Origin of the sequence: Gordonia spumicola (assembly GCF_009932475.1) — a bacterium.
In the GTDB taxonomy this organism is placed as follows: Bacteria; Actinomycetota; Actinomycetes; order Mycobacteriales; family Mycobacteriaceae; genus Gordonia; species Gordonia spumicola.
Window position 1 is genome coordinate 1605401 of the sequence record NZ_BJOV01000005.1, and the last position, 19987, is coordinate 1625387.

A 19987-nucleotide genomic window follows, 5' to 3' on the forward strand; every position below is an offset into this window, starting at 1 on the left:
CCGATCACCTCCCCGCCAGTCGTGCGAGCAACCGGGCCAGCGTCTGCTGGAGTGCGTGATCGCCCTGCGTGATGTCGCTGCCCTCGGGCAGCCGCGACGCCGAGTCGAAGCCGAGGCCGGGGCTGAGCCAGAACACCTTGGCGCTCACGAGCGCGGCCGAGCCCTGCGTCGACTTGATCCACTTCGGGTTCAGCTCCGCGACGGCGTCGGCGAGCGGACCGAAGATCGGAGCCGACTTGTCGAGCGCGACGAGCGTCTGATCGAGGTGACCGAGCAGTTCCGGCAGATCGTCGCGGCCCGTCTTCAGGAAGTCGTTGGTCGCATCGGTCACCTTGTTGGTCTTGTCCAGGGTCGACAGGATCAGGTCGATGTCGCCGTTGATCGCGTCGATCGCGCCGGGCAGCTTGTTGATCGACGCCGCCAGCTGCGTCCGGCCGTCGGCCAGCAGCTGCGTGAGGCGCGCGGTCGTCGCGAACGCGTTGTCGACCTCCGTCGAATTCCGGTTCATCTTGTCGATGGCCGTGGTGAAACCTTCGATGGCTCCGTGCAGTTCGGGCGCGTTGCCCGAGACCGCGGTCGACAGCTCGGTGAAGATCCGCTGCAAGGCGCTCACCGAGCCGCCGTCGACCAGTCCCGTCATGCTGACGAGGAGGTCTTCGACGGTCGCCGCCGCCGACGTCGGGCCGGTCAGGCTTCCGCCGTCGCGGACCATGCCCTTGGACGTGTCCTTCGGCGGGATCAATGCGACGAACACGTCGCCGAGCGGCGTCGCCTGGCGTAGTTCGGCTCCGGTGCCGACGGGGATGTCGACGTCCGTCGACACCGACATCGTGACGTCGGCCTTGTAGTTCGACGCGACGATGTCGTCGACCTGTCCGACGTCGGTGCCCGCGAGACGCACCTTGGCCTGAACGGGCAGGTTGAGCGCGTTGTCGAAGGTGGCGTGGACGGTGATGGCGTCGCCGATGCCGCCCGGTGCGGGCAGCGGGATCTGTTCCACCGTCAGGCCTGGAATCGACCCGCATGCGGCGAGGCTGACGGTGGTGACGAGCGCGACGGCGGTCGCGGCGACCTTCCGGTAACGGTTCATTTCTGCAACAGCCCCAACAGTCCGGAGTAGATGCCGAGGTCCGGGCCGAAATCGGCCAGCTGACCGGTTCGGCAGCCCTTCTTGTTCATGTTGATCGCCTCGCACAGGCGGTTCGTCATCTCGTTGTCGATGAGCGACTTGTCGAGCAGCACGGATGCGCGCCACGCGCCCTGTTCGGCCGAGATCGAGTTCGACAGGTTCTGGAACAGCAGCGGTGCGGTGTCGATGGCGTCGACGACCTCGCGGGAGAAGTCCGACAGGTTCGCGGTCACGGCGGCCATCCGGCCCGTCGAGGAGCTGATCGTGTCGGCGTTGGCCTCGAGGAACTCCGAGGTGTTCTTCAATGTCCTGTTGAGGTCGTCGAGCGTCGAGACCAGACCGACGGACTGGTCGCCGAGCATGCGCGACACCTCCGTCATCGACGACGAGAAGCGCATCATCTTCGGGTAGTTGTCGGTGAGCGCCGAGGTCAAGGTGCTCATCGACTTCAGGATGTCGGTGATCGCGTCGCCGTTGTCGGCTCCGGTCTTCGCGGCCGACGACAGGGCGTTGAGCGCGTCGCGCAGCTTGGCTCCGTTGCCGTCGGCGATGCCCGACGTCACGTCGACCAGGTCGGCGATCGGTCCGGTGCCCGGCTTGTCTCCGGACAGGTTCCGCACCAGCGAGTCGATGGCGTCGAACAGGGTTCCGATCTCGACCGGAGACTCCGTCTTCGCGACCGTGCCGCCGTCGCCGAGCTGCGGGCCTTTCGTGTACGCCGGAGTCAGTTCGATGTGTCGGGTCGTGACGATCGACGTGTTCACGATCGCCGCCGTCACGTCCTCCGGGACGGGTACGTCGTTGTCCACCGTGAACTGGACCTTCACCCGCGTGCCCTGCGGCTCCACGTTGGTGATGCGCCCGACGGGCATGCCGAGCACCGCGACGTCGTTGCCTTCGAAGAGGCCCGCCACGTCGTCGAAGTACGCGGTGACGGTCTTGGCCTGCCCGAGGGCCGTCGTCCAGCTTGTCGGCATCAACGAACAGCCGCTGACTCCGACGGCGACGGCGGCCGCCACGGCGATCGCGGCGAGGCCGCGACGGGGTGCACTCAGCATCCTTCCACCACCCTTGCGGCGCAGAGCCAGTTGTCGGGGAACAGACCCCACGGCAGGTAGCCGTTGGCGTACGGGCCGTCGCCCATGAGATTTGTCGTCAGACGCGCGGTCACCGGCAGGACCTCCAGCAGTTTGCGCAGATTGTCACGGTTCTTCTCCAGTCCCGTGGAGATCGTGTCCAAGTTCGCCATCAGCGGTGCGAACGTTCCCGCGTTCTCCGCCGCGACCGCACGCGTCTGCTCGGTCAGCTTCGCGATGCCGTCGAGCATTCGGGTGACGAGCTGTTCGCGGGTCGCGATCTTGGTGGCGAGCTGAGCGCCCTGGCCGACGATGATCGACAGCTGGAACTGGCTGCTCTGCACCTGTTCGGTGACGGCGCGGGTGTCGGTGAGCAGCGTGTCGATCTGCGAACTGCGGTTGTTGATCACGTCCGACATCCGCGTGAGGGCCTCCAGCGTCGGACCCATGATGGCCGGCGCGCCCTTGAGCTGCGTGTTCAGCGTTCGGATCGAGTTGGCGAGTTCGTCGGCCTTGATGCCCGCGAGAACCGGCGTGCCCCGCTGAAGGGTCTGCTGCAGGTCGTACGGCACGCGGGTGATCGTGATGCGGTCGCCGGACAGCTCCTTGTCGGAGTCGCCGAGTTCGACGTCGACGTACCGCTGGCCCAGGAGCGTCGACATCTTGATCTCGGCCGACCCGTCCTGCTTGACGTTGACGTCGTCGTCGACGGCCATCGTGACCGTGACGTGGTCGCCGGCGAGCTTCGTGTCGGTGACCTCGCCGACGTCGATGCCCGCGACCCGGACCTTGTCGCCCGGCCGGATGCCGCCCGCCTGGGCGAAGTCGCCGGTGTACGTGCGCTTGCCGATGTTCGCCTGGCTGATGCCGACCGTCGCGACGAGGACGACGATGATGCCGATGGCCCCGAGGATGCCCCACCAGAGGCGCCGGTTGCCGTTGAACGAGGACTTCAGTCGTTTCTTCACTTGCACACACTCGAATGGTTGGTCCCACCGATCTGAGTGATCAGACCGGGCGGGAACAGGACGTTGCCGATCGCGATGTCGAGCTGGCACGCGTAGATGTTCAGATACGCGCCCTGCGACATCACGAACGGGAAGTGCCCGAGGAACACCGGCAGCTGGGTGACGAGCGAGTCGAGTTTGGCTCCGACGTTGATCAGGCTCGACGTGGCGTGCACACCGACGGCGCCGATCGACTCCAGGTCGGGGCGACTGCGCGCGAGGACGTCGCCGAAGCCCGCGGCCGTCTGACCGATCTTGGTGATCGCGGTGCCGAACGCACCCGAGTTCGAGTTCAGGTTCGCCACCAGCGTCGACGCGCTCGACAGCAGCGTCTTGACCTGATCGCCCTGCGACGCGAGTTCACGCATCACGACCGACAGGTTGGTGATGATCGCCCCGAGGACCTGATCGCGGTCGGCCATGTCGCTCGCGACCTGGCCGATCTCGGAGATCGTCCGCGACAAGGACACTTCGTCGCCCTGGAACGCCTGGATGAGACTCTCCGACAGCGAGTTGACCTGTTCCGGGGTCAACGTGTCGAACACCGGCTGGAAGCCCGCGAGCAGGCGGGTGACGTCGAACGAGTCCTCGCCCGGCAGATGCAGCGCCGCACCCTTGGACAGCTCGGTTCCCGGCTTGTCCCCGTCGAGGTTCAGCGCGAGATACCGCAGTCCGACGAGGTTCTGGTAGCGGATGGCGGCCCGGGTGTTGTCGAAGATCTTCTGGTCGTCCTGCACTTCGAACGTGACCTTCGCCTTGCCGTCCTCCAGGCTGATGTCTTGGACGCGGCCGACACGGACGCCTGCCATGCGGACGTCGTCGCCCGATTTGAGGCCGGACGCGTCGGAGAACGTCGTCGAGAAGTCGGTGGTGCTGCCCGAGATGGACCGCTCCAGCGTCGACCAGATGACGTAGGTCAGCAGGAGTGCGACCACCGCGAAGGCTCCGAAGCCGATCAACGGCTTGCGGATGCTCTCGGTGTTCTTGCTCACCGGTCCCCTCCCTGCTCGGGCGCCACCGACACGAGCGGTCCGACCATCAGCGTCTCGGCGGTCGTCGGCTTACGGCCGAGCGCCTTGCTCAACGTCTTCTGGTCCTGGCTCGTGGTGACGCCCCTGGCCTTGGCAGTCTTCTTCTTCACCGACATTCCGGGCGGGTAGACGGCCAGCGGACCGGACATCGTCGGTCCTGTTCCCGTGCCGGGGCCCACACAGCCCGGCCCGCGGAGCTGACCGTAGGGACCGCCGTCGTACACCGGGCAGTTCTGGTGCGTGTACATCTCGTAGGCGCTGAAGTTGATGCCCAAGTTCAGCTGGACGTGGCCGTTGACGCCGGTGAAGACACCGAGCACCCGAGTGGCGAGGGTGTAGATCTCGCGCAGGCCCTCGGGCAGCGAGTTCGGCTCGTACATGAGCGCGCCGAGCATCGTGTTCAAGTCCCGGACCAGTCGCTTGCCCGCGTCGCCGTTCTTGGCGAACAACGTCTGAGTGGAGTCGAGCATCGACTGCGCATTGGTGAGGAGCGCCGTCAACTCGTCCTGCTTGTCCGCGATGGTCATGGCGGGCTTCACCGACTTGCCGAGCGTGTCGAGCAGTTCCGGGGTCGACGCGGCGAGCGCGTTGATCGACCGGTTGAAGTTGTCGAAGCCCGACGGGGCCCCCGCGGGGAACTGCGCGTTGATCGTCTTCCAGTACTGGTCGAGCACGCCGACGAACGTGGAGAACGTGGCTCCACCGCCGTCGAGGGCGTCGGCGATGGTGCCGAGCACCATGCCGAGGTCCTCCGGCGGGACGCTCTTGAGCAGTGTCCGCAGATCGTTCTGCGCGTCCTGCAGACGGATCGTCGGCTCGGACGTGTCCGCCTTGACGACGTCGCCGGACGACAGCCTGTCCTGCGACGGGTTCTGCGGCGCGATCAATTCGACGGAGTTCACGCCGAACAGGTTCGACGGCACCGTGCGGGCCGTCGTGTTCGCCGGGATGCCCTCGGCCTGGCTCGGGTCGAGCAACATCGCGACGTCGCGTCGCTGATCGCCCGCGGCTCCGACGACCGAGACCGTGTCGACCTGGCCGACGATCATCCCGTTGTATCGAACGTCCGCGCCGCTGATCAGACCGTCGCCCACGTCGGTCAGCTGGGCCGTCACCTCGGTGTTGTCGTCGAACTTGCCCTCGTACCGCATCATCAGCAGCACGATGACGAGCGCCGCGACGGCCGCGAAGATCACTCCGCGCACGAAGTACGTTCCGACTGACGGGTCACGCCCTCCGGTGTCGATTCTCATGCCCGATTACCCCGATATCCTGATTCCGGCGGTCATGCCCCAGAAGACGAGCGTCATGACGAGGTTCGCGAAGACGATCGTGATGATCGACAACCGGATCGCGTGTCCGGCCGCGACGCCGACGCCCTCCGGTCCGCCCGACGCGAAGAACCCGTAGTAGCACTGGATGAACGTGGTCAACAGGACGAACACGATCACCTTCATGAACGAGAACACGACGTCTCGGGACATGATGAACGAGTTGAAGTAGTGCAGATAGGTGCCGGTCCCCTGGCCGCTCTGGACCTGAAACATCAGCTGGCAGGCGATGTAGTTGGCGGCGAGCGAGATCGCGTACAGCGGCACGATCGACAGGACGGCCGCGGCCATACGCGTCGTCACCAGATACGGCAGCGGCCGGATGGCGATCGATTCGAGGGCGTCGATCTCCTCGCTGATGCGCATCGATCCGAGCTGTGCGGTGAACCGGCAGCCCGACTGCGCGGTGAACGCGGTCGCCGCCAGCAGCGGGGCGATCTCGCGGGTGGTCGCGAATGCCGAGAGGCCGCCGGTGACCGGCGACATGCCGAGCAGGTTCAGCGCCGTGTAGCCCTCGATGCCGACGGTCGCCCCGCCCATCACGCCGAGGATCACCATGACGCCGACCGTTCCACCGCCGACCACGATGGCGCCGTTGCCCCATGCGACGTCGGCGAGCAGACGCCAGACTTCCTTCTTGTAGTGCCGGAACGTGATCGGCGCGAGTCCGATGGACTTCACCAGGAAGGTGATGAGGTGTCCCATCGCGACGAGCGCGTCGCGCGGGGCCTCGAGCCCCTTGCGTCCCCACTCGACCGGCTTCAGGAGAGGCGGCGTGTACCGCGAGGCCGTCATGTCACACCACCTTTGCCGGGACCACGAGGGCGAACAACTGCGTCATGACGACGTTGACGGTGAACAGCAGCAGCACCGAGTTGACGACGGCCGCGTTCACCGAGTTCGCGACGCCGGCCGGGCCACCGCTGGTGTTCAGACCGCGGTCGCACGCGACGACGGCGACGATCGCGCCGAAGATCACCGCTTTCACCAGAGCGAATATCAAGTCGGACGTCCCGGCGAACGATGCGAACGTCCCCGTGTAGCTGCCCGGCGTTCCACCCTGTGCGTACACGTTGAAGACGTACCCGGTGATGAAGCCGACGAAGCAGACGAAGCCGCAGAGCAGGAAAGCGACGACCATCGTGGCGAGCAGACGCGGCGAGATGAGCCGCTGGATGGGATTGACGCCCATCACCTTCATCGCGTCGATCTCGTCGCGGATCGTGCGCGAGCCGAGGTCGGCGGCGATGGCCGATCCGACCGCGCCCGCGAGCAGCAGCGACGTGACGAGCGGAGCGCCCTGTCGGATGACACCGAGACCGGTCGCGGCGCCGGAGAACGACGTGGCTCCGATCTGCCCGGCGATGTTCGACACCTGGATCGAGACGATGACCCCGATCGGGATGGCGACGAGCAGTGTCGGGAACACCGATGTCGACGCCATGAAGGCGCACTGGCGGACGAACTCCTTGAACGGGAACCGCCGCTTCGCGATGTCGGTGGCGAGGACTTTGAAGACTTCGACGAACATCGCCAGTTGTCGGCCGAACGTCTCGAACGACTTGGTGACGTGTTCGTGAAACCAGGTGCCGACACCGCTGCGAGACCACCGCTCGCCCAATCCGGCGCGACTGCCGATCGTTTCCGTGCTCACTCCCCTGCCTTCACATCGTCGAGTGTCGTGCGGGAAGTGGTCGACGTCGCCGTCGACCCATCCCCCTGGTCGTTCTCGATGCGTCCGGGCCATGCCTGGGCATCGTGTGCGTAGGAGCATACACAGAAGAGCCGCTTCGCAGTGCCAGGGGTCACAGATAAAATTCAATCGAGACCCGCCCCACAGCATAGGTCGTGGTCACAGGGTTTTCTCAGCTTTGACCCGACGGCATGCCAGATGAGTCAGGATTGTTCGACGGTTGATCGAACAGGTGAATCCGCTCGGCTCCTCGGGTCGCGGCCGATCGAGGAGGAATAGCGTTCTCAGCAGTCGACAAACCGGGATGCCCGGGAGCGACCGTCGCATGGAGGACGCCATGTCCACTGTCCGTACCGTCGTCACGAGCGCGCTCGCGCTCACCATCGCCTGCCTGACAGCCGTCGCCGCGCCAGGGGTCGCACACGCCGGGCCGCCGGGCCCGCGATCACCCGATTTCGGCTCGTCCAGCCTGCCCGCCCCCGGACGCGAACCACGCCAACAGTTCAAGGTCCACTTCAACTTCTTCGTCGACCGAACCGAAGAGAACTACGGCGTGACGATCAAGACCGCGTACTCGAACTGCGTCGAGGAGGCCGCACCCGCCAACCTGTCGTTCACGGTGCCGATGAAGCCCCGCGACTTCGACGTGGAGCGCACCGAGACGTTCACCATGCAGCCGGAGGACCGCCTCAGCGGTGCGGGCTTCCCGACCCTCTGCATGTTCCAGACCACCTACCAGGTGTGGGCCGTGCACGTGACGACGTCGACCGGGACCCAGGACTGGCAGGTCGAGTTGCAGAACGGCGACGTCGTATGGGGTAAGGCAGGCAAGCGGATCATCGTCGACCGGGTGGCCGACGGCGTCGAGGTCTACATCCTCGGATCGGACCTCGGATGAACACCGCGGTCAGGCGCTGCGCCCTCGCCGCCACAACACTCGCCGTGCTCGCCGTCGCGCCCGCGCCCCGCGCCGCGGCCCTCCCCGACTTCGGGTCGCTCGGCACCGGGTCGCTCGACCCGCGCCCACCGGGCGCCGACTACCTGGAGGAGCACTTCGACGTCAACTTCGTGTTCGAGTCACGCCCGTCGTCGTCCGTCCTCTATCGCACCGAGATCACCTCGGCGCGCAGCCACTGCGTCGACGCCATGTCGCCGACCTCGCTGACGTTCAACCAGACGGTCGCCGCGGGCGCCGCCGACGGGACGCGCAAAGAGGTGTTCAGCTACGACCCGTCACCCGAGTTCGACGGCCTCATCCCCAAGTACTGCTTCTGGGAGAACAACTACGCGGTGTGGGCGGTGCACATCTACATCGACGGAGCCGACCGCCAGGACTGGCAGGTGGAGTTCCTCAACGGCAGCGGCATCGGCTACGGCACCGCGGGCGGCAAGATCTCCGTCACCCAGCAGGGACTCAGCGTGACCGTCCGCATCAAACGCTGAACACCGGCTCGCCCGCGAACTCGGCGCTCCCGGACGGCTAAGTCAGGTAGCCGTACGCGGGAGTGCCGGGTTCGAGCCGCTCGACGTTCAGTCGCGAATGCGCCATCCGGCGTTCGAGGCCGTCGAGCCCGGACCGTTCGCCGAGTTCGATGCCGACGAGCGCCGCGCCGGTGTCCCGGTTGTTGCGCTTGACGTACTCGAACAAGGTGATGTCGTCGTCCGGTCCGAGGACGTCATCGAGGAATCGACGCAGGGCCCCTGGCTCCTGGGGGAAGTTGACCAGGAAATAGTGCTTGAGACCGCGGTGGACGAGCGACCGTTCGATGATCTCCCCGTAGCGGGACACGTCGTTGTTGCCGCCGGACACCAGCGACACGACCCTGGCTCCGGGGGCGATCGGCAGGTCGACCAGGGCCGCCGTGGTCAACGCGCCCGCGGGCTCGGCGATGATCCCCTCGTTCTGGTAGAGCTCGAGCATCGTCGAGCAGATCGCACCCTCGTCGACGTGGGTGATCGTCACGCTGCCCGGCGCGAGGTCGACGTCGGCGGCGTCGATCACCGGGACGGCCGGACTGTCCGTGATGTCGGCGAGCACCGGATGGTCGACCACCCGAGCTCCCGCCGCCGCCATCACAGCGTGACCGAGGCCGCCGATCCGCTTGACCGACGCGCCGTCGACGAACGGATCGATCGTCTCCAGCGTGTACGGCGAACCGTTGACCAGCGCGGCGGCGAGCGACACCGCCCCGGACGGCTCGACGCCGACGATCGCGACGTCCGGATGGACGGCCCGTAGATAGGTGACGATGCCCGCCATGCAGCCGCCTCCGCCGACCGGCAGGACGACGACGTCGGGAGCCCCGTCGAGCTGGTCGATGATCTCCCTGGCGATCGTGCCCTGGCCGGACGCCGTCCGGGCGTCGTCGAAGGCGTGAATCCAGGTGGCCCCGGTGCGCATCACGTCGGACTGGGCGGCCGACGCGGCGGCGTCGTACGTGTCGCCGACCGCGATCAGTTCGACGAAACCGTCGCCGTGCCAGACGATGCGGTCCCGCTTCTGCTTGGGCGTGGTGGTCGGCACGTAGATCCGGCCGCGGACCTTCATGGTGGCGCAGGCGAACGCGACGCCCTGCGCGTGGTTTCCGGCGCTCGCGGCGACCACTCCGGCCGCGAGTTCGGCGTCGGACAGCTGCGCCATCACGTTGTACGCGCCGCGGATCTTGTACGAGCGGACGGTCTGCAGGTCTTCACGCTTGAGGTGGATCCGTGCACCGGTGTCGCGAGACAGCCGCGGGCACGGGTCGAGCGGGGTGTTCGAGACGACGCCTTCCAGCCTCCGCGCCGCCGCGAGAATGCTGTCGCGGGTCAGACCGGGGACGGGATGCTCAGAACTCTCGACTGCTCTCGACGGCGTACTCACGTCGTCCATCGTCCCACCGTCGGCCGTACCAGGCGTACCCGCCCCACCATGCGACGGTCGCGATCACGACGGCCGTCCAGGCGGCCGCCGTCACCGAGCCGCCGACCGCCACCACGACCACGGTGCCGAGGACACCGCCGACCACCGCGAGAACCTTGTTCAACGGCCAGTCGACGCCCGCGACGTCGACGGTCGGCATCGCGTGTGCCGCGGCGCGGTTCAGGGTGGTCATACGACCATCGTAGACCATCCTGATCAAAAGATTCGGCTCCCCGAATCATGATGTGTCGCACACCCCATCGACTTCGCTCGGGGATCGAGACCCTCAGGTGAGGCAGCTGGGCCCGAGCAGTGCCTTCAGGTCTCCCATCAGCGCGGACGACGGGTTCACGCGCAACGCGTCCATGAGCCGCAGCTGGGTCTGCTTACGCTCGCTGACGAGCGTCACGTGGACGTCGGACGTGCCTGGATGCCGCACGAGGACCTGCTTCAAGGCGCCGATGCGGTCGGGAGTGCATCGGTTCGCTGCGAGCGTCAGCATCAGCGGCTTGGACGTGCCGACCGCGGTGAGGTCGGGCACCGCGAGGTCGTTGGCGCTGATCATCAGCGACTCGTCGCGCTTGTTCACCCTGGCCTTCACCAGCACGATGTTGTCCTGCACCAGATCCATGCCGTACGCGGTGAACGCGCGCGGGAAGAAGTACACCTCGACGCCGCCGACCATGTCCTCGATCGTGACGGCGGCCCACGGCTCGCCCTTCTTGTTCACACGACGCGTCACCGACGAGATGATGCCGCCGATCGTGATCTGCGCGCCGTCTGCCACCGTGCCTTCGAGAAGTGTGGTGATCGACGTGTCGGTCTGCGCCGAGATCGCATGCTCCACCCCGGCCAGCGGGTGCCCGGACACGTACAGGCCGAGCATGTCGCGTTCGAGCGCCAGCTTGTGCTTGTTGTCCCATTCCTCGTCGGGGACCCTGACGGCGAAGACGTCGCCGACGTCTTCCACGTCGGCCCCGCCGAACAGATCGAACTGGCCCATCGCCTCGGCCTTCTTGGTCCCGAGAACCGAGTCGACGGCGTCCGCGTGCACGAGGAACAGTCCCTTGCGCGGATGCTCCATCGAGTCGAACGCGCCGGCCTTGACCAGCGACTCGGTCACCTTCTTGGTGCACGCGACGACGTCGATCTTGCCGAGGTAGTCCGAGAAGTTTGCGTACGAGCCCTTGCTCTCGCGGGTCGCGATGATCGACGACACCACGCCGGAGCCGACGTTGCGGATCGCGGCGAGACCGAACCGGATGTCTTCGCCGACGGCGGCGAAGTCGGCCCGCGACTCGTTCACGTCCGGCGGAAGGACCGTGATGCCCATCTTCCGGCAGTCCGCCAGATAGATCGCCGCCTTGTCCTTGTCGTCGCCGACCGAGGTGAGCAGGCCCGCCATGTACTCGGCCGGGTAGTTGGCCTTCAGGTAGGCGGTCCAGAACGACACGAGACCGTAGCCCGCGGCGTGCGACTTGTTGAACGCGTAGCCGGCGAACGGCAGGACGGTGTCCCACAGTGCGGTGATCGCCGCCTGCGAGAAGCCGTTCTTCTTCATGCCCTCCGCGAAGCCGTCGTAGGCCTCGTCGAGGATCTCCTTCTTCTTCTTGCCCATCGCGCGGCGCAGCAGGTCGGCCTCGCCGAGCGAGTAGCCTGCCACCTTCTGCGCGATCTGCATGATCTGCTCCTGGTAGACGATCAGACCGAACGTCTCCGAGAGGATCTCCTTGAGCGGCTCCTCCAGCTCGGGGTGGATCGGCTTGATGTCCTGCAGACCGTTCTTGCGCTTGGCGTAGTCGGTGTGCGCGTTCACGCCCATCGGACCCGGACGGTACAGCGCCAGGACCGCCACGATGTCCTCGAAGCCGGTCGGCTGCATCAGCTTGAGGAGTTCGCGCATGGCGGCGCCGTCGAGCTGGAACACGCCGAGTGTGTCGCCGCGGGCAAGCAGCTCGTACGTGGCCGCGTCTTCCAACGGAAGCGTGTCGAGGTCGAGGTCGATCCCCCGGTTGGTCTTGATGTTCTCGATCGCGTCGCCGATGACCGTCAGGTTGCGCAGACCGAGGAAGTCCATCTTGAGCAGGCCGATGGCCTCGCACGACGGATAGTCCCAGCCGGTGATGATCGCGCCGTCCTGCGCGCGCTTCCACACCGGGATCGCGTCCGTCAGCGGTTCGCTCGACATGATCACCGCGCAGGCGTGGACGCCCGCGTTGCGGATCAGGCCCTCGAGACCGAGGGCCGTGTCGTAGATGCGCTTGACGTCGGGATCGGTGTCGATGAGGGTGCGGACCTCCGACGCCTCGCCGTACCGCTCATGATCGGGGTCGGTGATGCCCGACACCGAGATGTCCTTCGCCATGATGGGCGGCGGCAGCGCCTTCGTGATGCGGTCGGCGATCGCGAAACCCGGCTGGCCGAACTGGACGCGGGCCGAGTCCTTGATCGCGGCCTTCGTCTTGATCGTGCCGAACGTGATCACCTGGGCGACCTTGTCGTTGCCCCACTTCTGCGAGGCGTAGACGATCATCTCGCCGCGTCGGCGGTCGTCGAAGTCGATGTCGATGTCGGGCATGGACACGCGCTCGGGGTTGAGGAATCGCTCGAACAGCAGACCGTGCGGGATCGGGTCGATGTTGGTGATGCCGAGCGCCCACGCGACGAGCGAACCAGCGGCGCTGCCTCGGCCGGGTCCCACGCGGATGCCGACTTCGAGGGCGTGCTTGATGAGGTCGCCGACCACCAGGAAGTAGGCGGGGAAGCCCATCTGGTTGATGACGCGCAGTTCGTATTCGGCCCGCTCGGTGTAGTTCTCCGGGACGGTCTGGCCGGTGAAGCGGCGGTCGAGGCCCGCCATCACCTCGTGCGAGAGCCACGACTCCTGCGTGAAGCCCTCGGGCACCGGGAAGATCGGCATGCGGTCGCGGTGCGTGAACACGTCGGCGTACGAGGTGACGCGCTCCCCGATCTCGACGGTGTTGTCGCACGCGCCGGGGACCTGGTGATCCCACAGTTCGCGCATCTCGTCGGCCGACTTCAGGTAGTAGCCGTCGCCGTCGAACTTGAACCGGGTCGGGTCGGACAGCGTCTTGCCGGTCTGCACACACAGCAGCGCCTCGTGCGACGTCGCCTGCTCGCGCGTCACGTAATGGCAGTCGTTGGTGACGATCGGCTTGATGCCGAGCTTGCGTCCGATGTCGAGCAGACCCGAGCGGACCCTGGACTCGATCTCGAGACCGTGCTCCATGAGTTCGAGGTAGAAGTTGTCCTTGCCGAAGATGTCCTGCCATTTGGCGGCGGCGGCAAGCGCCTCCTGCTCGTGGCCCAGACGCAGACGGGTCTGCACCTCGCCGGACGGACAGCCGGTGGTCGCGATGATGCCCTTCGCGTGCTCGGCGATGATGTCGGCGTCCATGCGCGACCATTTGCCGAGCTGCCCCTCCAACGACGCCAGAGACGACAGTTTGAACAAGTTGCGCAGGCCGTCGGCGTTCTCGGCGACCATCGTCATGTGCGTGTACGCGCCCGAACCGGACACGTCGTCGGACTTCTGGTCGCGCGTGCCCCACAGGACGCGTTTGGTGTTGAAGCGGCTGTCCGGCGCGATGTACGCCTCGATGCCGATGATCGGGGTGATGTCGTGCTTGCGCGCCGCGTTGTAGAACTCGGACGCGCCGAACATGTTGCCGTGGTCGGTCATCCCGATGGCCGTCATCCCGAGCCGTTTGGCCTCGGTGAACAACGGCGACACCTTGGCCGCACCGTCCAACATCGAGTACTCGGTGTGGTTGTGCAGATGGACGAACGACCCCGACACGTGCGGCTCCCCTGATCAGATTCGGCTTCGAATGACACCACTGTATGCCGCGGGTACGACAGCTCGGATCCGGCACACGCGGCTGTGACGGATGAGACGACGACGGCCGCCGTCAGACCGCGCGCAACACGTCGAGAGCGTGCTGCAGATCATCCGGGTAGTCCGTGGTGAACTGCACCCGACGGCCGTCGGCCGGATGCGCGAACGCCAACGACCGAGCGTGCAGCCACTGCCGGTCCAGGCCGAGTCGCTCGGCGAGCTTCGGGTCGGCTCCGTACGTCGGGTCGCCCGCGCACGGATGATGCAACGCCGAGAAGTGCACGCGGATCTGGTGGGTGCGGCCCGTCTCCAGGTGCACGTCGAGCAGGGACGCGGCGGCGAACATCTCGAGCGTCTCGTAGTGCGTCGTCGACGGCTTGCCGTTGGCGGTGACGGCGAACCGCCAGTCCGACCCCGGATGGCGGCCGATCGGCGCCTCGATGGTGCCCTCCGGCGGGTCCAGGTGGCCCTGCACCAGCGCGTGATACACCTTCTCCACCGTCCGGTACTTGAATGCACGTTTGAGCAGCGTGTACGCCCGCTCCGACGCGGCGACCACCATGATCCCCGACGTCCCGACGTCGAGCCGGTGGACGATGCCCTGCCGCTCCTGAGCACCGGACGTCGAGATCCGGAAACCCGCAGCGGCGAGCGCGCCGATGACCGTCGGCCCGGTCCAGCCCTGAGACGGGTGCGCGGCCACGCCCGGCGGCTTGTCGACGACGACGATGTCCGAGTCGTGATAGATCACGTCGAGGTCGTCGACCGGTGTCGGCTCGATCGTCAGGGGACGCTCCGGTTCCGGGAGCGTCACGTCCAGCCAACTGCCCGCGACCAGCTTGTGGGCCTTGTCGACGCTCACGCCGTCCACCGTGATGTCGCCCGCGTCGGCCAGACCTGCCGACACGGTCCGCGACAGACCGAGCAGCCGTGCCACACCCGCGTCGGTCCGCATGCCGTGGAGTCCGTCGGGCACGGGCATCGCTCGTGAATCACGCATCTTCGGTGGTCTCCTCGTCGTCGGTGTCGGCGGGCAGATTGCGGGCGGCCCAGCCCGTGCGGGTGCCGTCGTAGTCGTACCCGAGCAGCGTCAGGACCACCAGCAGGATCGCGCCGCACACGACGGCCGAATCGGCGACGTTAAAGGTCGGCCACCAGTCCCCGACCTTGATGAAGTCGACGACGTGGCCGCGCAGCGGACCCGGCGACCGGAACATGCGGTCGGTGAGGTTGCCGATCGCACCGCCGAGGACGAGACCGAGGCCGATCACCCATCCCGTCGACACCAGCTTGGACGCGTACCGCACGATGCCGAGCACCACGGCCAGCGCCACGAACGTGAGGACCCACGTGTAGCCGGTCGCCATGGAGAACGCCGCGCCGCTGTTGCGGATCAGGGTGAACGTGACGACGTCGCCGATCACACGCACCGGCTCGTACGGCGTCAGGAATGCGACGACGAGGACCTTGGTCAGCAGATCGAGCAGGTACACGGTCACCGCCACGAGGGCGAGCAGGGTCACGGTCCGGGCGGTGCTGCGCCCGGGCACGGTTTGCATCATCCCTCGATTGTCCCTCATCGGCCGCCCACTACTCTCGGTGGCGTGAGTGATCCGCATGTGAACGCCCCCGCGCCCTCTCGACCGACGACCTCACGGCGCCGCACGGCGGCCGCGCTGGCGGTGTTCCCGCTGGGTGTGGCGGTGGCGTTGACCGGATGCTCGTCCGACGACGCGCCTGCGGCCGACACCGGCCCCTGTGCCGCGGCGTCGAGCGTCGACCGCGGCGGCGTCCGACCGATCCCGGTGGCCGCGGCGGACGTCACCGTCCTCGATCCGGGCACCGGCACGCCGACCGTCCTGACCCCGAGGCCGGACACCACCCGCGCGCAGACCGTCACCCTGACGACCGACTCGCTCGAGGCCAGCATCGCACCGGGGTCGGACAATCAGCAGCAGGTGCAGAAGACGCAGCAGAATCTCACCACGCCGATCACCGCCCGCGTGGTATGCGACGACCCGACCAACGTCGAATTCACCATCGGCACCCCCACGACCGCCGACACCGAGCTGACTCCCGAACTCGCGGCGATCGCCGGATCTCCGGGCGGCGTCACATTCCGTCCGGGGTTGAACCCGCAGTCGTTGCGGTTGTTCCCGAACGACGCGTCCTCCTCGCCCGCGCGAAGCGCTCTCGAGCAGTCGTTCAGCGGGGCCTTCGATCACGCCGTGCCGCTCCCGACGCAGCCGGTCGGCGACGGCGCGACGTGGCAGGCGGTCCGCACGATCGTGTCGGCGGCGACCATCCGTCGCACCACCACCGTGACCCTGCAATCGCGGGTCGGCTCCGTGGTGACGTTGAAGGTGGACGTCGACGAGACGCCCGTCGACTCGGTGTTCCGCATCCCGGGGTCGTCGCAGACCCTGTCGATCGAGCGCTACTCGATGGCCGGGACCGGCGAGATCACGGTCGACCTGACCTCGATGCTGCCGACGGGCGGCACCATCGTCACCAAGGGCGCCCGCGAACTCGTCGGCGACCCCGGTTCCGCGCCCCTGCTGCAGCAGAACGAGTACACCGTCACCTGGGCCACACCGTGATACGACGAACGCCCCCGCAGTGATGGACCCGGTCCATCGTGCGGGGGCGTTCGCGAGGCGTCTCGGCTCAGCCGTTCTTCTTCTTCGACGTCGTCGCACTGGTCGTCGGGCACAGCGGCGACTTCATGTCGGCCATCGCCAGCAGCGGGCAGACCGTCTGCTTCGACAGCTTCCAGCGGCCGTTGTCGAAGACGATGGACGCGTCGATCGGGTTGGCCGGGTTGCCCGGAACCTTGACGACGACCTTCACCTTGGCCTTCTTCGGGCCGTTCTTGGTGACCGGGGCCTTGATCCGATAGGTGACCTTCGGGTTCTCCTTCTTCGCCTTGACCAGCGCGTCGAAGATCCCCGGATCCTTCTGTGCGTCTTCGACGAGGTCGATCTTGTCCGCGGCCTTGACGTTGGGGTCGAGCGCCTTGGTCAGCATGTCGTTCAGCGCGGCGACCGACGGCACCTTGTTCGGGTTCGTCATCTCGTCGTCCTGCGCGTTCGACGCGGGCGCGCTCGACTCGGCAGCGGAGCTGCTCGCGGCGGTCGGCACGGGCGGCAGATTGGAGTTGTCGTCCGAGCCGCACGCAGCGGTGGTGGCGACGGCGGCGGCCACCACGGCAACGGCCACGAAATTGCGAATCTTCAAGAGCTCAATCCTCACGTCTCATTCACCCGGGGCAGACGTTGCATCCGAGCACACATCCACTATGCCAAACGCCGACGCGGGCACGCATCCGTTCATATGAGGCACATCCGTCACTCGAGCCCCACGAACTGGCGGTGACCAGCGCACACACGAGTTGAGAAAGTGCAACAATCGGCGCATGAACTCACGCCGGGTTGTGATGATCACCACCGGAGGGACCGCTGCGTCCCGCACCACCGACGACGGTGCGGTGCCCGTGCTGTCGGCCGCCGATCTCGTCCCACCCACCTCGGACGACGTCACCGTCACGCCCGTCGAGCTGATGGCCGTCGACTCGTCGTCGATGACGACGCGCCAACAATTCGAGGTGGTTCGGGCGGTCGCCGACGCGTTCGCCGACCCCGAGGTGGTCGGCGTCGTCGTCACGCACGGCACCGACACGTTGGAGGAGACCGCGTTCCTCGTCGACCTGTTCGCCGCCGACCCGAGACCGGTCGTCTTCACCGGCGCGCAGTATCCCTCCGACCATCCCGACTCGGACGGACCGGCGAACATCGCCGCAGCGGCCGCTCTCGCCGCCGACCCCGACAATCGCGGACGCGGGGTCCTCGTGGCGCTCGGCGGCCGCGTGCTCGGGGCGCGGGGCGTGTTCAAGTGCTCGACGACCGACACGGCCGCATTCGACACCGTCAACGCCGGTCTCCCCCGCCCCCTGGTCGCCGACTCGGCTCCCGTCGCGCTGCCCTCTCGGGTCGATCTGGTGGCCCTCTACCCGGGTGTGTCGCCCGGAACGATCGCCGCGGCCGTCGAGCAGCGCGCGGCCGGAATCGTGTTGTCGGCGACGGGGTCGGGAAACACCCATCCGGACATCACGGCACAGGTGAGCCTCGCGGTGCATCGTGACGTGGTGGTCGTGGTGTCGACCCGCGTCCCGTTCGGCGCCGTCGAACCGACCTACGGCGGCGGTGGCGGCGGCGTCGACCTGCAGCGGGCCGGGGCGATCTTCTCCCCGTGGCTGCGCGCACCGCAGGCGCGCATGGCGTTGATCGCGCTGCTCTCGGCGGGCGCCGACCGTCAGGGTGTCGCGGACTTCTTCTCCGCATCGTCGCCCGCCTGATCCCAGTCGAGGCTCGCCAGCGGATCGGCCCTGGTCAACCCCGCCTCCGGCATTCGGAAGGTCCGCGTGCGACCGGGTCCGCTCGTCCGCGTCTCGAAACGGACGGTCACGAACCCGTGACCGCCGCCCTGAACCCATCCGTGACCGTGGTCGACGTGCGAGACGTCGGTGCCGGTCGGCAGGTCGTCGTCGTCGCGCGGTCCGCGTGGGATCTGTACGCCGCGCGGAACGTCCGACGGGGCTTGCGTGGCGCCGGGGTCGGCGTCGAGTTCGGGGAACAGGGAGTCCTGCCGGATATCGGACAGACCCGCGTAGCCGACGCCGACCAAGCGGATCGGGCCGATCTCCAGCGGGTCGAGCATCACCTTCAGGGCGGCCGTCGTGAGGACGTCGAGGTCGGTCGTGGCCGCCGTCAGCGTGGACGACCGGGTCAGGACCGACATGTCCGACCTCCGCAGCTTGACGACGACGGTGCGGGCGCCACGTCCGTCGTCGAGCAGTCGACGGTGTGCGTCCGACGCCGCCGCGAGCACCGCGGCCCGCAGTCCGACGAGGTCCACGATGTCGGTCGCGAAGGTCGACTCGGCGCTGATCTGTTTGGCGCTGGCCCGCTCGGCGACGGGGCGATGATCGATTCCCTTCGCCAGCTGATGCAGCGACGGGCCGACGGTCTGGCCCAGAACCGACGCCACCTCGGTGTCGGACATGGCTGCGAGGTCGCCGATCGTCTCGACACCGAGTCGCGCGAGGCGATCCCCGGACACCGGACCGATCCCCCACAACTTCCGTACGGGCAGTTCCTGCAGGAAAGCGAGTTGGCGGCTCGGCTCGATCACCCGCAGTCCGTCGGGTTTGGCGAGGCCGGACGCGATCTTGGCGATCTGCTTGCCCGTGCCGAACCCGACCGATGCGGGCAGTCCGGTCTGTTCGCGGATCGCGGTGCGCATCTCTTGCGCGAAGGCTGCGGCGTCGTCGACGCTCGCGCCCGCCAGTTCGGTCGGCTCGCCGAACGCCTCGTCGAACGACAGCGTCTCGATGACCGGCGCGAACTCGCGCACGACGCCGAACACCCTGGCGCTGACCACGCGATAGACATCGATTCGGGGCGGCAGCACCACCGCGGACGATCCCACGAGGCGGCGTGCCTGGTGCATCGGCATCGCCGAACGAGCGCCGTACACGCGGGCCTCGTAGCTGGCTCCGGCGACGACACCGCGTCCCCCGGCTCCACCGACGAGGACCGGCCGTCCCGCCAGTGTCGGCCGCGTGAGCTGTTCCACCGAGGCGAAGAACGCGTCCATGTCGATGTGGAACACCCACCGCGAGCTGCGTTCGGCGGTCACCGTCGTTCGCGGCAGAGTGCCAGTACGCGTGGATCGGATGTGACGAACCTGTCGACCTCTTCCCCGCCGTCGCACCGGAGTAGCGAGATCGTCGCCGACCCGGTCCGCAGCGCCGCCACCTCCCACTGTGCCCCGGCGTCCTCCCAGCGCCGCAGTCGTTCCAGGTCATCGGTGGGCATGGTGTCGATCCTAGACTCTTCGCGCGGCAGTTCTGTGCGACGCTCATCGTCGCGACGAGGAGCGATGACCAGAACTGCCGCGG

General features: G+C 67.3%; 19 protein-coding genes. 4 read left to right on the forward strand and 15 right to left on the reverse strand.

Features of this window, described 5'->3' with window-relative positions:
* Positions 1–4: 4 nt before the first annotated feature.
* The 7 genes from GYB83_RS18705 to GYB83_RS18735 are packed head-to-tail and all read right to left on the reverse strand — an operon-like array spanning position 5 to position 7228.
* Entirely contained in the window at positions 5–1090 is a 1086-nt protein-coding gene (locus tag GYB83_RS18705; RefSeq protein WP_161896838.1) for an MCE family protein, read from the reverse strand.
* Entirely contained in the window at positions 1087–2187 is a 1101-nt protein-coding gene (locus GYB83_RS18710) for an MCE family protein (protein WP_161896839.1), read from the reverse strand. The genes GYB83_RS18705 and GYB83_RS18710 overlap by 4 nt, the downstream gene beginning before the upstream one ends.
* On the reverse strand, positions 2181–3173 hold the full coding sequence (locus GYB83_RS18715; RefSeq protein WP_186349811.1) for an MCE family protein: 993 nt from the start codon (positions 3171–3173) through the stop codon (positions 2181–2183). The genes GYB83_RS18710 and GYB83_RS18715 overlap by 7 nt, the downstream gene beginning before the upstream one ends.
* Positions 3170–4204: an MCE family protein gene (locus GYB83_RS18720; protein ID WP_161896840.1), complete on the reverse strand. Its 1035-nt coding sequence runs from the start codon at positions 4202–4204 to the stop codon at positions 3170–3172. The genes GYB83_RS18715 and GYB83_RS18720 overlap by 4 nt, the downstream gene beginning before the upstream one ends.
* Entirely contained in the window at positions 4201–5496 is a 1296-nt protein-coding gene (locus tag GYB83_RS18725) for an MCE family protein (protein WP_161896841.1), read from the reverse strand. The genes GYB83_RS18720 and GYB83_RS18725 overlap by 4 nt, the downstream gene beginning before the upstream one ends.
* Positions 5497–5502: 6 nt before the next feature.
* Positions 5503–6369 carry an ABC transporter permease gene (locus GYB83_RS18730; protein ID WP_161896842.1) on the reverse strand — a complete coding sequence of 289 codons (867 nt, stop codon included), beginning with the start codon at positions 6367–6369 and terminating at the stop codon, positions 5503–5505.
* A 1-nt stretch (position 6370) separates the two neighbouring features.
* Positions 6371–7228, reverse strand: a complete 858-nt coding sequence (locus GYB83_RS18735; RefSeq protein ID WP_371865237.1) for an MlaE family ABC transporter permease — start codon at positions 7226–7228, stop codon at positions 6371–6373.
* 376 nt (positions 7229–7604) lie between these two features.
* Between GYB83_RS18735 and GYB83_RS18740 the strand changes: the two genes are divergently transcribed.
* Both GYB83_RS18740 and GYB83_RS18745 read left to right on the forward strand, forming a co-directional pair.
* Positions 7605–8165: a hypothetical protein gene (locus GYB83_RS18740; protein ID WP_161896843.1), complete on the forward strand. Its 561-nt coding sequence runs from the start codon at positions 7605–7607 to the stop codon at positions 8163–8165.
* The gene (locus GYB83_RS18745) at positions 8162–8710 is read left to right on the forward strand and encodes a hypothetical protein (RefSeq protein WP_161896844.1); all 549 of its coding nucleotides are present in this window, start codon (positions 8162–8164) and stop codon (positions 8708–8710) included. Before GYB83_RS18740 ends, GYB83_RS18745 begins: the two co-directional genes overlap by 4 nt.
* 37 nt (positions 8711–8747) lie before the next feature.
* On the opposite strand, the gene ilvA is transcribed toward GYB83_RS18745, so the two are convergent.
* The 5 genes from ilvA to lspA all read right to left on the reverse strand — a co-directional run bounded on the left by ilvA (position 8748) and on the right by lspA (position 15590).
* Positions 8748–10139: a threonine ammonia-lyase IlvA gene (ilvA, locus tag GYB83_RS18750; protein WP_161896845.1), complete on the reverse strand. Its 1392-nt coding sequence runs from the start codon at positions 10137–10139 to the stop codon at positions 8748–8750.
* Positions 10096–10362: a hypothetical protein gene (locus GYB83_RS18755; protein ID WP_161896846.1), complete on the reverse strand. Its 267-nt coding sequence runs from the start codon at positions 10360–10362 to the stop codon at positions 10096–10098. Before GYB83_RS18755 ends, ilvA begins: the two co-directional genes overlap by 44 nt.
* A 93-nt stretch (positions 10363–10455) precedes the next feature.
* The gene (dnaE, locus tag GYB83_RS18760) at positions 10456–13989 is read right to left on the reverse strand and encodes a DNA polymerase III subunit alpha (RefSeq protein ID WP_161896847.1); all 3534 of its coding nucleotides are present in this window, start codon (positions 13987–13989) and stop codon (positions 10456–10458) included.
* A 112-nt stretch (positions 13990–14101) separates the two neighbouring features.
* Positions 14102–15028 carry an RluA family pseudouridine synthase gene (locus tag GYB83_RS18765; RefSeq protein WP_161896848.1) on the reverse strand — a complete coding sequence of 309 codons (927 nt, stop codon included), beginning with the start codon at positions 15026–15028 and terminating at the stop codon, positions 14102–14104.
* A complete protein-coding gene (gene lspA, locus GYB83_RS18770) occupies positions 15021–15590 on the reverse strand; it encodes a signal peptidase II (RefSeq protein ID WP_161896849.1) in 570 nt (189 codons plus the stop codon). Before lspA ends, GYB83_RS18765 begins: the two co-directional genes overlap by 8 nt.
* A gap of 42 nt (positions 15591–15632) precedes the next feature.
* On the opposite strand from lspA, the gene GYB83_RS18775 reads away from it, so the two are divergent.
* The gene (locus GYB83_RS18775) at positions 15633–16628 is read left to right on the forward strand and encodes a hypothetical protein (protein WP_228461614.1); all 996 of its coding nucleotides are present in this window, start codon (positions 15633–15635) and stop codon (positions 16626–16628) included.
* Positions 16629–16695: 67 nt separating this feature from the next.
* On the opposite strand, the gene GYB83_RS18780 is transcribed toward GYB83_RS18775, so the two are convergent.
* Positions 16696–17265 carry a WKL family lipoprotein gene (locus GYB83_RS18780; protein ID WP_161896850.1) on the reverse strand — a complete coding sequence of 190 codons (570 nt, stop codon included), beginning with the start codon at positions 17263–17265 and terminating at the stop codon, positions 16696–16698.
* A 178-nt stretch (positions 17266–17443) separates the two neighbouring features.
* Here GYB83_RS18780 and GYB83_RS18785 point away from each other — a divergent pair, with 178 nt between their 5' ends.
* Positions 17444–18382 carry an asparaginase gene (locus GYB83_RS18785; RefSeq protein ID WP_161896851.1) on the forward strand — a complete coding sequence of 313 codons (939 nt, stop codon included), beginning with the start codon at positions 17444–17446 and terminating at the stop codon, positions 18380–18382.
* On the opposite strand, the gene GYB83_RS18790 is transcribed toward GYB83_RS18785, so the two are convergent.
* Positions 18340–19683: a DNA polymerase IV gene (locus GYB83_RS18790; protein ID WP_371865344.1), complete on the reverse strand. Its 1344-nt coding sequence runs from the start codon at positions 19681–19683 to the stop codon at positions 18340–18342. The genes GYB83_RS18785 and GYB83_RS18790 overlap by 43 nt on opposite strands.
* Before the next feature lie 38 nt (positions 19684–19721).
* The gene (locus GYB83_RS18795) at positions 19722–19904 is read right to left on the reverse strand and encodes a hypothetical protein (RefSeq protein ID WP_161896852.1); all 183 of its coding nucleotides are present in this window, start codon (positions 19902–19904) and stop codon (positions 19722–19724) included.
* Positions 19905–19987: the final 83 nt, after the last annotated feature.

Excerpts from the sequence above, each read along its gene's own strand:
- lspA (WP_161896849.1), bottom strand. The coding sequence starts at position 15,590 with ATGATGCAAACCGTGCCCGGGCGCAGCACCGCCCGGACCGTGACCCTG.
- GYB83_RS18730 (WP_161896842.1), bottom strand. The coding sequence starts at position 6,369 with ATGACGGCCTCGCGGTACACGCCGCCTCTCCTGAAGCCGGTCGAGTGG.
- GYB83_RS18745 (WP_161896844.1), top strand. The coding sequence starts at position 8,162 with ATGAACACCGCGGTCAGGCGCTGCGCCCTCGCCGCCACAACACTCGCC.
- GYB83_RS18785 (WP_161896851.1), top strand. The coding sequence starts at position 17,444 with ATGAACTCACGCCGGGTTGTGATGATCACCACCGGAGGGACCGCTGCG.
- GYB83_RS18710 (WP_161896839.1), bottom strand. The coding sequence starts at position 2,187 with ATGCTGAGTGCACCCCGTCGCGGCCTCGCCGCGATCGCCGTGGCGGCC.
- GYB83_RS18795 (WP_161896852.1), bottom strand. The coding sequence starts at position 19,904 with ATGCCCACCGATGACCTGGAACGACTGCGGCGCTGGGAGGACGCCGGG.
- GYB83_RS18790 (WP_371865344.1), bottom strand. The coding sequence starts at position 19,683 with ATGGACGCGTTCTTCGCCTCGGTGGAACAGCTCACGCGGCCGACACTG.
- GYB83_RS18765 (WP_161896848.1), bottom strand. The coding sequence starts at position 15,028 with ATGCGTGATTCACGAGCGATGCCCGTGCCCGACGGACTCCACGGCATG.
- GYB83_RS18705 (WP_161896838.1), bottom strand. The coding sequence starts at position 1,090 with ATGAACCGTTACCGGAAGGTCGCCGCGACCGCCGTCGCGCTCGTCACC.
- GYB83_RS18725 (WP_161896841.1), bottom strand. The coding sequence starts at position 5,496 with ATGAGAATCGACACCGGAGGGCGTGACCCGTCAGTCGGAACGTACTTC.
- GYB83_RS18755 (WP_161896846.1), bottom strand. The coding sequence starts at position 10,362 with ATGACCACCCTGAACCGCGCCGCGGCACACGCGATGCCGACCGTCGAC.
- GYB83_RS18740 (WP_161896843.1), top strand. The coding sequence starts at position 7,605 with ATGTCCACTGTCCGTACCGTCGTCACGAGCGCGCTCGCGCTCACCATC.
- ilvA (WP_161896845.1), bottom strand. The coding sequence starts at position 10,139 with ATGGACGACGTGAGTACGCCGTCGAGAGCAGTCGAGAGTTCTGAGCAT.